Source organism: Delftia sp. BGA-UO-ETr-SB1, assembly GCF_059567865.1.
The window spans coordinates 1,786,681-1,800,654 of the sequence record NZ_JCAQOW010000006.1 but is presented as its reverse complement, the minus strand read 5'-3'; the positions used below and the strand labels follow the sequence as shown (position 1 = coordinate 1,800,654).

General features: G+C 67.8%; 9 protein-coding genes. 6 read left to right on the top strand and 3 right to left on the bottom strand.

Annotated features, from left to right (window positions below; all coding sequences use genetic code 11):
- Positions 1 to 336 (top strand): SMR family transporter, encoded by a 336-nt coding sequence (locus tag AC57B5_RS26890; RefSeq protein WP_012206837.1) that lies wholly within the window; start codon positions 1 to 3, stop codon positions 334 to 336.
- A 27-nt stretch (positions 337 to 363) separates the two neighbouring features.
- On the opposite strand, the gene AC57B5_RS26885 is transcribed toward AC57B5_RS26890, so the two are convergent.
- The 3 genes from AC57B5_RS26885 to AC57B5_RS26875 all read right to left on the bottom strand — a co-directional run bounded on the left by AC57B5_RS26885 (position 364) and on the right by AC57B5_RS26875 (position 5,295).
- The gene (locus AC57B5_RS26885; RefSeq protein ID WP_496400656.1) at positions 364 to 2,010 is read right to left on the bottom strand and encodes an acyl-CoA synthetase; all 1,647 of its coding nucleotides are present in this window, start codon (positions 2,008 to 2,010) and stop codon (positions 364 to 366) included.
- Between the two features lie 471 nt (positions 2,011 to 2,481).
- Positions 2,482 to 3,954, bottom strand: coding sequence for a hypothetical protein (locus AC57B5_RS26880; RefSeq protein ID WP_043819126.1), 1,473 nt, complete (start codon positions 3,952 to 3,954; stop codon positions 2,482 to 2,484).
- Between the two features lie 3 nt (positions 3,955 to 3,957).
- A complete protein-coding gene (locus AC57B5_RS26875; protein WP_043782599.1) occupies positions 3,958 to 5,295 on the bottom strand; it encodes an SPFH domain-containing protein in 1,338 nt (445 codons plus the stop codon).
- 256 nt (positions 5,296 to 5,551) lie between these two features.
- On the opposite strand from AC57B5_RS26875, the gene AC57B5_RS26870 reads away from it, so the two are divergent.
- The 5 genes from AC57B5_RS26870 to AC57B5_RS26850 all read left to right on the top strand — a co-directional run bounded on the left by AC57B5_RS26870 (position 5,552) and on the right by AC57B5_RS26850 (position 13,899).
- Positions 5,552 to 6,277, top strand: coding sequence for a response regulator transcription factor (locus AC57B5_RS26870; RefSeq protein WP_012206841.1), 726 nt, complete (start codon positions 5,552 to 5,554; stop codon positions 6,275 to 6,277).
- Positions 6,274 to 8,490, top strand: coding sequence for a sensor histidine kinase (locus AC57B5_RS26865; RefSeq protein ID WP_496400655.1), 2,217 nt, complete (start codon positions 6,274 to 6,276; stop codon positions 8,488 to 8,490). Before AC57B5_RS26870 ends, AC57B5_RS26865 begins: the two co-directional genes overlap by 4 nt.
- Positions 8,491 to 8,531: 41 nt before the next feature.
- Positions 8,532 to 10,565: a DNA primase gene (gene dnaG, locus AC57B5_RS26860; protein ID WP_496400654.1), complete on the top strand. Its 2,034-nt coding sequence runs from the start codon at positions 8,532 to 8,534 to the stop codon at positions 10,563 to 10,565.
- Positions 10,566 to 10,828: 263 nt separating this feature from the next.
- A complete protein-coding gene (rpoD, locus tag AC57B5_RS26855; RefSeq protein WP_013801152.1) occupies positions 10,829 to 13,270 on the top strand; it encodes an RNA polymerase sigma factor RpoD in 2,442 nt (813 codons plus the stop codon).
- A 149-nt stretch (positions 13,271 to 13,419) separates the two neighbouring features.
- Complete coding sequence (locus AC57B5_RS26850; protein ID WP_496400653.1) at positions 13,420 to 13,899, top strand: CYTH domain-containing protein; 480 nt, start codon at positions 13,420 to 13,422, stop codon at positions 13,897 to 13,899.
- The last annotated feature ends 75 nt before the right edge of the window (positions 13,900 to 13,974 follow it).

Below are 13,974 nucleotides of genomic sequence, written 5' to 3'. Positions count from 1 at the left end.
ATGGCGTCCAACTACCTGTACCTGGGCCTGGCCATCGTCGCCGAGGTGGCGGCCACCTCCTGCCTCAAGCAGTCCGAAGGCTTCACGCGGCTGTGGCCCAGCGTGGTCACGGTCCTGGGCTACGCGCTGGCCTTCTACTTCCTGTCGCTGACGCTGCGCACCGTGCCCACGGGCGTGGCCTATGCGATCTGGTCCGGCGCGGGCATCGTGCTGATCTCGCTGGTCGGATGGCTCTGGCAGGGCCAGACGCTGGACCTGCCCGCGCTGGCGGGCATGGGCCTGATCGTGGCGGGCGTGCTGGTCATCCAGCTGTTTTCCAAGACGGCCGGACACTGAGCCGCTGCCCGCGCTGCGGCCCGGCCATCAGCCCGTGATGGCCTGGACCGATCCGGCCTGCCGGCGCAGCTCGAACTTCTGGATCTTGCCCGTGCTGGTCTTGGGCAGCTCGCCAAAGACCACGGCGCGCGGCACCTTGTAGCCGGCCAGGTGCTTCTTGCAGTGGGCCACGATCTCTTCGGCCGTGGTCTGCGCGCCGGCCTTCAGCTCGATGAAGGCGCAGGGCGTCTCGCCCCACTTGGGATCGGGCTTGGCCACCACGGCGGCGGCCAGCACGGCCGGGTGGCGGTAGAGCACGTCCTCGACCTCGATGGACGAGATGTTCTCCCCGCCCGAGATGATGATGTCCTTGCTGCGGTCCTTGATCTGTATATAGCCGTCCGGATGCTGCACGGCCAGGTCGCCCGTGTGGAACCAGCCGCCGCGGAAGGCCTCGTCCGTGGCCTGCGGGTTCTTCAGGTAGCCCTTCATGGCGATGTTGCCCTGGAACATGATCTCGCCCATGGTCTGGCCGTCATGGGGCACGGGCTCCATGGTCTCCGGATCGAGCACGCTGGCCGAGCGCTGCAGGTGGTAGCGCACGCCCTGGCGGGAATTGAGGCGCGCGCGTTCGCCGATGTCCAGCGCATCCCAGGCTGCGTGCTTGGCGCAGACCGTGGCCGGGCCGTAGACCTCGGTCAGGCCGTAGACATGGGTGATGTCGAAGCCCAGCTGCTCCATGCCCTCGATCATCGACGCCGGTGGCGCCGCGCCTGCCACCATGGCCTTGACTCCGGCGGGCACGCCCTCCTTCATGGCGGCCGGCGCATTGACCAGCAGGCCGTGCACGATGGGCGCGCCGCAGTAATGCGTGACGCCGTGGTTGCGGATGGCGTCGAAGATGGCCTGCGCCTCCACCCGACGCAGGCAGACGTTGACGCCCGCGCGCGCCGCCACTGTCCACGGAAAGCACCAGCCGTTGCAATGGAACATGGGCAGGGTCCACAGGTAGACGGCGTGCTTGGGCATGTCCCACTCCAGCACATTGCTGATGGCATTGATGGCCGCACCCCGGTGGTGGTAGACCACGCCCTTGGGGTTGCCCGTGGTGCCGCTGGTGTAGTTCAGCGCGATGGCATCCCACTCGTCGGCAGGCAGCTGCCAGTCGAAACCGGCATCGCCACCGGCCACGAAGTCGTCGTAGTCCAGGCTGCCGACCTGCTCAGCGGCCGGGCCGTGCAGCGCGTCTTCGACCTGGATCACCAGCAGCGGCGCGCTGCGCTGGCGCAGCTTCAGCGCCTTGGCCACCACGCCCGTGAACTCCGGGTCCACGATCAGCACCTTGGCCTCGCCGTGGTCCAGCATGAAGGCAATGGTTTCCGCATCCAGCCGCGTGTTCAGCGCATTGAGCACGGCCCCCGCCATGGGCACGCCGAAATGCGCCTCCACCATGGGCGGCGTATTGGGCAGCATCACGGCCACGGTGTCGTTCTTGCCCACGCCCGCCTTGTGCAGGCTGCTGGCCAGCTGGCGGCAGCGCGCATAGGTCTCGCCCCAGCTGCGGCGCAGCGTGCCGTGGACCACGGCCAGCCGCTCGGGATAGACCTCGGCCGTGCGGGCGATGAAGCCCAAGGGGCTGAGCGGCGCATGGTTGGCGCTGTTGCGCTCCAGATGCTGGTCGTAAATGTGGGTCATCGTGGTCTCCGGTTCGCTGGGTTTTCTGGTGAGATGCCCGCCTGCCGCCGCAGGCTGGCGAAACCTGAAGATATAGCAAGACAGGCTTACACAAGCTTGATGCGCATCCACCCGGCTCGCCACCGCACAGGCCCTGATAACCAAAGCGGCATGCATGGTCTTTGCAGGGCATCACAACTTTCAGAATTTCATGGAAATTGAAAATACTTATGCAGAACAATCACTTGACCTGCCTGCAGGCGCGCCCCCGACTATCCCCCAGGCGACTGCACAACCACAGTCCTCTATAAGACATCATTTATCAGATGACTCGGCCGCACGGCCTCGGCTTCACTCGTAGAATCGCCGCTTGGATTCGCCGGCCAGCACCGCTGGAAGGCGAACAAGGAGTTCCTAGAGGAGTCGCCTGGCAACGCTCCAGGCATCGTTGGAGACGAGCCTGCACCCCACCGGTGCAGGCTTTTTTTTGCTTCAGCGCAGGCTCAGGGACTGGCGCTTCCAGGCCGGGTCCTGCCAGCGCTGGAACAGCGGCAGGGCAGACACATCGCCGGTCACGCGCTCGGTGGCCAGGCCGTCCAGCCGCACCACTTCGAAGCTCTTGCGGTAGCGGCCCTGGCCACGGGCCTCACGCGCCACCAGCATCAGCTGGCCGCCAGGCACCCAGCCTGCCCATTCGGCCACGCCGGTCTCCGGGGCGGTGGCGGCCGGGGGCAGCACATCGGCCAACCAGCCGCCTTCGGTCTTGCGCAGCACCCACAGTTCGCGCCAGCCTTCCAGCGGCTGCACGGCCAGGGCCACGGCCGTGCCCTCGCGGTTGGTGCTGGCCGATGCAGCCCACACCACTCCATAGGTGCAGCGGCGCAGCAAAGGGGCCTTGGCGCCGTGCTGGGCGTCCACCAGCAGCACGCAGGTTTCGCCGGCAGCACCGGGCTCGGTCAGCAGCGTCGGGCGGGCTCCGGCAGCAGGAGCCGCAGCAGCAACAGGCGACAGCGCCCAGCGCACGGCGCTCACGCGCATGGCCGCGTCGTTGTAGGCGCTCTGGTCTTCATCGGGCAGCTCGGACTTGCTGACGCCCGTGAACTCGGCCAGTGCCCGGGCGGCCGATGCCGCCACGGCAGGGTCGGCCATGCTCTTGCGCGCCTGCTGAAAGGCCAGCGCCGCCCACACGCTGGCGCGGCGCATCTGCACGCGGCCGCGCAGGTAGGGCGGCAGGCCGGTCACGTCCACGCGCTCCAGCACATCGGCCTGCCAGGCATGCATGCGGGCGCGCTCATGGGCTGGCAGATCGGGGTCCACGCATTCGGGCCGTGTCAGCGCCAGGGCGGCGCGGGCGCGCTGCGGCGCGTCGGCGGCGGGCATGGCCAGCACGCGGCGGAAAAATTCGCCTTCATAGCAGACCTGCATGCGGCCTTCGACCTCATAGGTCGCAAAGCGCAGGCCGTAGCCGTTGGCCACATCCAGGTGGGCCGACAGCGTGGCGCCCGAGGCCTTGCCAGGCGCAGCAGCGGAGGCGCGCCGCGCCAGCCGGTCGGCAAAGCCGCCTAGTGCGTCGAAGGCCTGCGCGCCTTCGGCGCCGGCCAGGGTCCTGGCGGGCGCGGCCTGCAGATAGGCGGCCGCAAGGCCGATGCCCAGCGCCTCGGCACCGGGCGTGTCCTGCACGAAGCGCAGCACGGCCAGCAAGGCGGGGGCATCGGCCTCGGTCATGGCCACGCGGCGCACATCGCCGGCGCGGATGAAGCCGCCGCGCTCGCGCTTGTGGTCCCAGACCTGGAGGTAGTCCAGGCGTTCGCCCCTGATCTCCAGCACCTCTCCCTGCCACAGGCTGGCCTGCTGCTGGGCGCCATCGCGCGGCGCGGCGCGCAGGCTGGCCTGGTCCTGCACCACGATGGCGCTGCCCATGCCGGTGGCCAGCGCTGCGGCGGCCAAGGTCGATACGGTCAGCATGGCTTATTGCTCCTGAACGGCTGCGTTGGCATCTTCGGCCGCCACGGAGGCTGCGCCGGCCTGTGCATTGCGGCTGCCGCCCAGCAGGGCCGCGCCGATGAAGTCGCCATTGGTCGGCGGGGGCGCGATGATGACCTGGATCTTGTCCGAGAGCTTGTCGGCCAGCGTCTTCTGGATGAGCAGCGGGTAGCGTGTGACCAGGGTGCCTTCGCGCGCCATCTGCTCGGCGTTGACCTTGCCCAGGCGGTCCATGCGGAAGGCCTCGGCCTCGGCCAGCTTCTGGCGCGCATCGGCTTCGCCATTGGCCTCGATGCGGCGGGCCTGGGCGCTGCCCTCGGCGGCTTTCACGCGGGCCACGCGCTCGGCCTCGGCCTCCAGCTGGCGCTGCTCGATCTGGCGCTGCTTGAAGGGCAGCACATGCTTCATGGCCTCTTCCTGGGCACGCGCCGCAATCACCTGCTCGCGTGCGGCGGCTTCGGCGGCCACTTCGCGGCGCACCTTGTCGGCATTGGCGTCCAGCTCGGTTTCCTTGACGCGCTTGTCCTTGAGTTCCAGCGTGTAGCGCATCTTCTCGGAGGCCAGCTCCTCGGCCAGCAGGCTGTCCATGCCGCGGCGGTACTCGGCAGGCAGGTCCACCTTGCCGATCTGGATGCTGCGCAGCGTGACGCCGTCGGCCGCCAGGCGCGTGCGCAGTTCGGTCTCCATGATCTGGGCGATCTCGGCGCGCTTGGTCGAGAAGATTTCGCGCACGGTGTAGCGCGCAAACACCTTGTAGACCAGGCCCTGCACGGCGGGCTCCACGATGTCGCCGCCTATGTCCAGAGGCAGGTTGCCGGCCTTGACGGCGGGCGATGCGGGATCAAGCGCATAGCGCACGTTCAGGTCCAGACCCAGGGACAGGCCCTCGACCGACTGCAGGGGTGCGCTGCCATTGGCCTGGCGCATGGCCTCCGGGCGGTAGCTCTGGTCGCGCAGGGAGAACACGCGCACCGTGTGCAGGCCCGGCACCACCCACACGCTGCCATCGCGCCACAGGCTGACGGAGCCCGTGAACTGGTTCAGGCGCACGCCCAGCGTGCCCTGCTCCAGGTGCTGCACGGGCGGGTTGCGCACCACCACCAGACCTGCCGCCACCACCACGGCACCGATGGCCAGCCAGCGCACGGTACGTGCCGTAGGCAGCAGGACTGCCCAGTCCACGGGCTGGCGGCGGGGCGCGTTGCCCGGCAGCGTGCCGGCGTCGGCTGCAGGCTCGGAGGAATCGGCAGGGCCGGCTCCGTCCAGGCGGGCGGACTTGCGGCCCGTCAGGGCCTGCATGATGCGGTTCCAGGTGGCTTTCATGGTGTTCTCTCTCTCGGCTGTGATGGCTGTTGTTGGCTGTTTCTGAGGCACCGGAAACAGGGGTGGCTCATTGAGGACCGATTGTTCGGATCCACCCCGGAAGCAACAACGCGGCGCACGGACCAAAGCGCTCACACCGGCAGCGCAAACGCTCCGGCCCCGGAAGAAAAACTCACACCCGGGCCGGCGCAGGGCCGAGATAATCCCGCGAACACCGCCACGGCGGCCTCCCCCGACCCCACCCCTGCACAGCCCCATGACCCGTATCGCCGTGATCGAAGACGACCTGCCCACCAGCAACCAGTTGGCGGGATGGATACGCAGTGCGCGCAGCGGCATCGTGATCGACCAGTGGTTCACGCGCGACGAGGCCGAGGCCGCGCTGGCCCGCGAGCACTACGACGCCGTGGTGCTGGACATCGAGCTGGGCCGCGAGCGCCATGCGGGCGTGGCCCTGATCAACGCCATCAACAAGCTGGGCCAGGGCACGCCGGTGCTGGTGGTGTCGGCCATGCCGGCCGCCATCTACCGCAGCATCATGAAAGCGCTGGACGCCTGGGACTACCTGCAAAAGACCACCTTCGAGGAGGCGGACTTCATCGAGACCTTCCTGGACATCCTGCGCACCACGCAGCGGGCGGCGCCCGTGGCCGCGCAGGCCGCCGCAGCGCCCGCAGGCGACGCCCTGGTGCTGGACCCGCTGTGGCAGCGCACGCCCACCTGGCGCGGAGAGCGCATCAACCTGCCGCTGACGGCCCAGCGCATCCTTGCCACGCTGCACCAGCGCAGCGGCGAAGTGGTGTCCTACGACGAGCTGTTCGAGGTGGTCAAAAGCGGCCGCAACCGCGACAACGTGCGCAAGCACGTCAGCACCATCCGCGAGGCCCTGCGCGAGGTGGACCCGGGCTTCGAAGGCATAGAGAACGTGCCCATGCGCGGCTTTCGCTGGGTGGGCCAGGCCGGCGCCGCCGTCCGCACATGAAGCGCCTGCTCAACCCCAGGCTGGAGCTGCCCCGGCTGGAAGTGCCTCGCCTGGGCCTGGCCGCCTTCCGCCAGCGCATCCTGCTGCGCGGCGTGTTCGTGCTGCTGGCCGTGGCCACGGTGTCCTTGAGCGTGGTGGTGCTCAAGGACGAGAAGGAACGCGCCTGGCAGGCCTACCAGCACGGCTTTGTGCGCAGCCAGGCCGAGGTCATGGCGCGGCTGCGCCATCCTTCGGGCCGGCTGGCCCTGCTCAACGCCGGCCACCTGGGCCAGGGCGTGACGCCGCTGGCGCCGCTGCTGCTGCCCTACGCAGCCATCGACTTCGACGATCCGCAAAAGTCCCAGCAGGCCGTGGAGATGGCCGGCTGCTCGGTGCAGTACCCCGATGGCGCCTCGCTGTGCGCAGCCATTGGCAACAATCCCTACGCAGGCGGATTCATCTATCTGGTGGGCAGCTTCTTCGCAGGCGAGCTGACACCGCGCGAGCGCGGCTCGCGCGAGCCCGCCCAGGCGCACCGCGCCCGCATCACGCTGGACATGCGCGGCAGCACCTACCGCTGGATCGCCCCCTATGAGGCCATGCCGCAGCAGGGCAACAAGTCCGGCAACGGCGAGCACGGCCGGCTCACCGGCTTTGTGGACAACGGCACGCCCCAGCTTGACGCCCGCGCGCGGCCCGTGCGCGATTTCCGTGGCTGGCTCTGGCAGAACGGCCATTGCCGCGACCTGCCGCCTGGCGTGCAGGGCAATGCGGGCAATGACAAGACACCCCCTGCAGCCGACTGCCTGCGCCGCACGCACTACTCCATCCGCCTGCCGGTCGAGCTGTTCCGCGAAGCCCTGTTCCGCAGGGACGTGCGCCCCGTCTGGCCGCCCGAAGACCTGGGCAGCATGCGTGTGCGCGTGGAAATGCTGGCCCCCGGCGACACGGAGCCGCCGCTGTTCGACAGCAATGCGCCCGGGGCGCAGCTTGCCGCCTCGCTCAACGACATCTCGCGCAGCCTGCTGCCCGGCGAGCGCGTGCAGATCCGCAAGGTGGGTGCCGACGAGGCCAGCGCCATCACCCTCAAGGGCGTGGATGTGCAGGCCGCGCCGTCGGCGCCCTGGCTGCTGCGCCTGATCAGCTGGCTGCCGCTGGATGCGGCCGGCGTCTCCGCCGCCACCATGACCCCGGCCGTGCCCACGGGCCAGGACATTCTGGACACGCCCACGGGCAACTACACCGTCAGCTTCACCGGCCACCCGCGCGATGTGGAGCAGGGCCTGGCCGCCGTGGCCACGCGCCTGTCCTGGTACCTGGGCGCCATGCTGGCCGCTATTGCGCTGGCCTGGCTGATCGTCGAGCTGGGGCTGATCCGCCGCGTGACCGCCCTCACCCGGCGCGCCGCCGCCGTGTCTTACAACGTGCAGGACGGCCATGTCGGCCCACGCCTGGGCGACCTTGAAGTGTCGGACCTTCGTGGTTCCGACGAGCTGGGCATTCTGGCCGGCGGACTGGCCGACCTGCTGCAGCGCGTGAAGGACGACCTGCAGCGCGAACAGCTGCGCGCCCAGCAGGAACGCGACATGTGGCATGCCGTGGGCCACGAAATCATGTCGCCCCTGCAATCGCTGATGGTGCTTTACGGGCCCGACGCCCCCGGCCACCGCTACGTGCAGCGCATGCAGCAGGCCGTGCATGTGCTCTACGGCACGGCATCGCCGGCCGAGGCGCTGCAGGCCGCCAACGTGCCCGAAGGCCGGCTGGACCTGAACGCCTTCCTGTCCCACGTGGCCGCCAACGCGCACTTCGCGGGCATTGCCAACGTGGTCTACGAAGGCGGGAGCGGGGGCGGGAACAGGGACGTCACGGGCGCCGTGATCGTGCGCGCCGACGAGTTTGCGCTGGAAGACGTAGTCACCCACATCCTGCGCAATGCCGACAGCTACCGGCCCGCGGGCACGGCCATCACGCTGTCGCTGTCGGCCTCGGAGTCCGCCGCCAGCGCCACGCTGCACAACCAGGGCGCCACCATTGCGGAGGACCTGCTGGAGCGCATCTTCGAGCTGGGCGTGTCCGCCCCCCAGGAGCCGGCGGCCGCCGGCAGCGCCGAGCACCGGGGCCAGGGCCTGTTCGTGGCCAGGACCTACATGGCGAAGATGGGCGGCACGATCAAGGCGCACAACACGCGCGATGGCGTGGCCTTCACGCTGACCTTCCAGCGCCTGGGCTGAGGGCCGGGCACCGCCGGCCAGTGCCCCCGGGGCACGGCCGGATGGCCCCGCGAAGGCACAATACGCGGGTGTCCATTCCCCAATCGTTCATCCAGGAATTGCTCTCGCGCGTCGACGTGGTCGATATCGTGGGACGCTACGTGCAGCTCAGGAAGGGCGGCGCCAACTTCATGGGCCTGTGCCCGTTCCACAGCGAGAAGTCGCCCTCCTTCACCGTCAGTCCCAGCAAGCAGTTCTATCACTGCTTTGGCTGCGGCAAGAATGGCAACGCCATCGGCTTTCTGATGGACCATGCCGGCATGGGCTTTGTCGAAGCCGTGCAGGATCTTGCCGGCCAGGTCGGCCTGCAGGTGCCGCAGGACGACATCAGCCCCGCCGAGCGCGAGCGCCAGGCCGCGCAAAAGCAGAAACAGGCCACCCTCACCGACGTGCTGGAGAAGGCAGGCGACGCCTACCGCAAGCACCTCAAGGCATCGCCCCAGGCCATCGACTACCTCAAGCGCCGCGGCGTCTCGGGCGAGACCGCCAAGCGCTTCGGCCTGGGCTACGCGCCTGCGGGCTGGCGGTCGCTGGCCAGCGTGTTCCCGCAGTACGACGATCCCCAGCTCGAAGAATCGGGCCTGGTCATCGTTGGCGAGGGCGACGACAAGCGCTACGACCGCTTCCGCGACCGGCTGATGTTTCCCATCCGCAACGTCAAGGGCGAGTGCATCGGCTTCGGCGGCCGCGTCTTCGGCGACGAGAAGCCCAAATACCTGAATTCGCCCGAAACCCCGGTCTTTCACAAGGGGCGCGAGCTCTACGGCCTCTTCGAGGCCCGCACCGCCCTGCGCGACATGGGCTATGCCCTGGTCACCGAAGGCTATATGGACGTGGTGGCCCTGGCCCAGCTGGGCTTTGCCAACGCCGTCGCCACGCTGGGCACGGCCTGCACGCCCGACCATATTCACAAACTGTTTCGATTTACCGAAGCCGTCGTCTTCAGCTTCGACGGCGATGCGGCGGGCCGGCGCGCCGCGCGCAAGGCGCTCGATGCGGCCCTGCCCTATGCCAGCGACACGCGCAGCGTCAAATTCCTCTTCCTGCCCGCCGAGCATGACCCGGACAGCTTCATCCGCGAGTACGGCAGCGAAGCCTTTGCCCGCTACGTGGGCGACGCGCTGCCGCTGAGCCGCTTTCTCATCGAAGCCGCCAGCGAAGGCTGCGACCTGGGCCAGGCCGAAGGCCGCGCCCACATGGCCAGCAATGCCCGCCCGCTGTGGACGGCCCTGCCCGACGGCGCCCTCAAGCGCCAGCTGCTGGGCGAGATCGCCGAACTCGTGCAGCTGGATGCGCGCGATCTCTCGGACCTGTGGTCGCAGGAAGCCGCCCGCAGCGGCCCGGCACGGGGCTCCATGGCCGGCGGCGCCCACCATCCGGGCCAGGCCAGCCATGCACCGGCCGCTCCCGACTGGGGCCAGCCGGCCGAATACAACGCCCCTTCGGGCTGGCCCGAGGGGGGCAGCCAGGGCGGCGGCACAGGCGGCTGGCGCGCAGGCGAGCCCGGGCGCGGCGGCAAAAAGCCCTGGCCGCGCAAGCCCTGGGACAAAAATGGCCGCAGCGACTTCAACCCGCCGCCCATGGGGCCGCGCGTAGCACCCGCCACACGCACGGACCAGGCGGCGCGCCTGCTCATGGCGCACATGGAGTTCATGGAAGAACTCACCCACGAGGACTTCGAGGCGCTGGCGCGCTGCGCCGCCGGGCACGGCGCGCTGTTCCGCTGGATGGAAGCACAGTTCCAGGAATCCGGCCCCCGGCCCTTCGCCGTACTGCGCGAGCAGTTGCGCGGCCTGCCCCATGAGGTGCTGGCGGACAAGCTGATGAGCGGCCCCCACGCCCACCCCGAAGGCGAGCTGTCCGAGCTGCGCCGCGAGCTGCGCGGCGTGCTCAACCGCATCGTCATCGACCACATCAAGGCCCAGATCGACGAAGCCGTGCGCGACATGGCGCGGGACCCCAGCGCCGCCCAGCGCTATCGCGATCTCTTTGCCCGACAGCAGGTCCTGGAAAACCAGATGCGCACTTCCTCTTGAAATCGAGGTAAGCAGATATAATTAGGGGCTATCGGCAAGAGCGACAGCAGCACCTCCGGACCGGGCCCCGTGAAGAACTCACGTGATTGCAGCAACTGCACGGCCCAATTTCCCGCAAGGACTGCACACCAAATGTTCGCCCAGACATCTTGCCTGGAACGTTTTTCGCTTCCCTGGCGGACCTAGTCCGTCCGCGCGTGCGCCTAGGCGGCGCTTGTTTGAGTTTCCCTTTGTGTGTGTTCGCTCCTGACCGTGAGGTGTTCATGCCCGTTTCAAAGTCCGTGAAGTCCAAGCAGGCCCCCGAAGCTCCAGCGAAGCCCAAGACTTCGACAACCTCTTCAGCCCCGGCCAAGGCCGGTGCCGGCAAAGCCGCTGCAGGACCGAAGAGCGCCGCATCTGCGGCCAAAGCAAAGAAAGATACCGACGTGGTAACCAAGTCCCAAGCCGAACTCAAAGCCATGGCCGACGAGCTGCTCGCCGCCGCGACCCCCAAGCGCGGCCGCAAGAAGGCAGCCGAAGGCGACGACGCCCCCGCACAGACCGAAAAGAAGCCTGCCGCCGCCAAGAAGGCGCCGGCCAAGGCAGCCGCAAGCTCCACCGCCGCTGCCAAGACCCCCGCCAAGCGCGGCCGCAAGCCCAAGGCCAAGGAAGGCGGCGACGACATCGATGATGCCGACCTGTCCGACATCGATGGCGACATCGACGGCGAAGGTGAAGGCGAGTCCGAGGTCGAGACCGAAGTGGAAGTCGAGGTCGAGACCACTTCGGCCCCGGCCGAAAAGGTCAAGCCCCTGCGCATGAAGATCAGCAAGGCCAAGGAACGCGCCTTGATGAAGGAATTCGGCCTGGACGAAACCGTCCTGACCGAAGAGGAAATGTCCACCCGCCGCCAGCGCCTGAAGGCGCTGATCAAGCTGGGCAAGACGCGCGGCTACCTGACGCACAGCGAAATCAACGACCACCTGCCCGACAAGCTGGTCGATGCCGAGACGCTGGAAGTCGTGATCTCCATGCTCAACGACATGGGCGTGGCCGTCTACGAGCAGACGCCCGACGCGGAAACCCTGCTGCTGAACAACACGGGCCAGTCCGCCACCACCGAAGAGGAAGCCGAGGAAGAGGCCGAAGCCGCCCTGTCCACGGTGGACTCCGAGTTCGGCCGCACCACCGACCCCGTGCGCATGTACATGCGCGAAATGGGCACGGTCGAGCTGCTGACGCGCGAAGGCGAAATCGAAATCGCCAAGCGCATCGAAGGCGGCCTGATGGACATGATGGAGGCCATCTCGGCCTCGCCTGCCACCATCGCCGAGATCCTGGCCATGTCCGAGGAAATCCGCGAAGGCAAGGTTGTCATCTCCACCATCGTCGACGGCTTCGTCAACGCCAATGAGAACGACGACTACGTGGCCGAAGAAGACTTCGACGAATACGACGAAGAGGACGACGACGACGGCAAGGGCGGCTCCAAGGCGCTGACCAAGAAGCTCGAAGAACTCAAGAACGAGGCGCTGCGCCGCTTCGACGCCATGCGCGAGAACTTCGACAAGATGCACAAGGTGTACGACAAGGACGGCTACGGCACGCCCGTGTACATGAAGGTGCAGAAGGCCCTGACCGAAGAGCTGATGACCATCCGCTTCACGGCCAAGACCATCGAGAAGCTGTGCGACCTCGTGCGCGCCCAGGTGGATGACGTGCGCAAGAAGGAACGCGAGCTGCGCAAGATCATCGTGGACAAGTGCGGCATGCCGCAGGAGACCTTCATCGCCCAGTTCCCGCCCAACCTGCTGAACCTGCAGTGGGTGGTGCAGCAGGTCGCGGCCGGCAAGCCCTGGAGCAACGTGCTCGAGCGCAACATCCCGCCCGTGCAGGAGCTGCAGCAGAACCTGATCGACCTGCAATCGCGCGTGGTCGTGCCGCTGGACGAGCTCAAGCGCATCAACAAGCGCATGAACGATGGCGAGCGCGCCAGCCGTGACGCCAAGAAGGAGATGATCGAGGCCAACCTGCGCCTGGTGATCTCCATCGCCAAGAAGTACACGAACCGCGGCCTGCAGTTCCTGGATCTGATCCAGGAAGGCAACATCGGCCTGATGAAGGCGGTGGACAAGTTCGAATACCGTCGCGGCTACAAGTTCTCGACCTATGCCACGTGGTGGATCCGCCAGGCCATCACGCGCTCGATCGCCGACCAGGCGCGCACCATCCGCATCCCGGTGCACATGATCGAGACCATCAACAAGATGAACCGCATCTCGCGCCAGCATCTGCAGGAGTTCGGCTTCGAGCCCGATGCGTCCATCCTGGCGGCCAAGATGGAGATCCCCGAGGACAAGATCCGCAAGATCATGAAGATCGCCAAGGAGCCGATCTCCATGGAAACGCCGATCGGCGACGACGACGATTCGCACCTGGGCGACTTCATCGAGGACACCAACAACACCGCTCCCGTGGACGCCGCCATGCAGGCCGGCCTGCGCGACGTGGTCAAGGACATCCTCGACGGCCTCACCCCGCGCGAAGCCAAGGTGCTGCGCATGCGCTTCGGCATCGAAATGTCCACCGACCACACGCTGGAAGAAGTGGGCAAGCAGTTCGACGTCACGCGCGAACGCATCCGCCAGATCGAGGCCAAGGCCCTGCGCAAGCTCAAGCACCCGAGCCGCTCGGACAAGCTGCGCAGCTTCATCGACTCGCTGTAAGGCGCTGTGGACGCCGGCCCCCGGGCCGGCAACCGCCCCCTGGAAAGCCCCGCACTCCCCTGCGGGGCTTTTTGTTTGTGGCGGGCCATCTGCCGGGCAGGGCGGTGGTGGCGCGATAGACTGCCGCCTTTGTCTGCACGGGCAACAGCATGGCTCTCGAAATCGAACGCAAATACCTGGTGTCCGACCCTAGCATCGTGGCAGGCCTGAACGGCGTGCGCATGGCGCAGGGATACATCGCCGACAACGGCATGTGGGTGCGGGTGCGCATCGCCGGAGACACCGGATTTCTCACGCTCAAGGGCCCGGCACGCGGCATGAGCCGGGCCGAATTCGAATACCGGATCCCGCTGGCCGATGCCGAGACGCTGCTGGCCCAGCACTGCGCACATGGCGCCATCGACAAGGTGCGCTACATCGTGCCGGTGGAGGGCTTCGACTTCGAGGTCGATGTGTTCGAAGGCCCCCTGGCCGGCCTGGTCACGGCCGAGATCGAACTGGCGAGCGAGGATATCCAGCCGCCATCGCCCGCCTGGCTGGGCGCGGAGGTCACCTCCGACCTGCGCTACAGCAATTCGCAACTGGCCAAGACCCGGCAGTTGCCCTCACCGGCCGTGCTGCCGGGTTGAAGCAGGACGGCCCTGTGGACGCCCCGGGGCTATAGGGACTGACTGCCGGGACTGACTACCGGAACTGCCTGCGCT

Excerpts from the sequence above, each read along its gene's own strand:
- AC57B5_RS26890 (WP_012206837.1), top strand. The coding sequence starts at position 1 with ATGGCGTCCAACTACCTGTACCTGGGCCTGGCCATCGTCGCCGAGGTG.
- AC57B5_RS26885 (WP_496400656.1), bottom strand. The coding sequence starts at position 2,010 with ATGACCCACATTTACGACCAGCATCTGGAGCGCAACAGCGCCAACCAT.
- AC57B5_RS26880 (WP_043819126.1), bottom strand. The coding sequence starts at position 3,954 with ATGCTGACCGTATCGACCTTGGCCGCCGCAGCGCTGGCCACCGGCATG.
- AC57B5_RS26875 (WP_043782599.1), bottom strand. The coding sequence starts at position 5,295 with ATGAAAGCCACCTGGAACCGCATCATGCAGGCCCTGACGGGCCGCAAG.
- AC57B5_RS26870 (WP_012206841.1), top strand. The coding sequence starts at position 5,552 with ATGACCCGTATCGCCGTGATCGAAGACGACCTGCCCACCAGCAACCAG.
- AC57B5_RS26865 (WP_496400655.1), top strand. The coding sequence starts at position 6,274 with ATGAAGCGCCTGCTCAACCCCAGGCTGGAGCTGCCCCGGCTGGAAGTG.
- dnaG (WP_496400654.1), top strand. The coding sequence starts at position 8,532 with ATGGCCCCGCGAAGGCACAATACGCGGGTGTCCATTCCCCAATCGTTC.
- rpoD (WP_013801152.1), top strand. The coding sequence starts at position 10,829 with ATGCCCGTTTCAAAGTCCGTGAAGTCCAAGCAGGCCCCCGAAGCTCCA.
- AC57B5_RS26850 (WP_496400653.1), top strand. The coding sequence starts at position 13,420 with ATGGCTCTCGAAATCGAACGCAAATACCTGGTGTCCGACCCTAGCATC.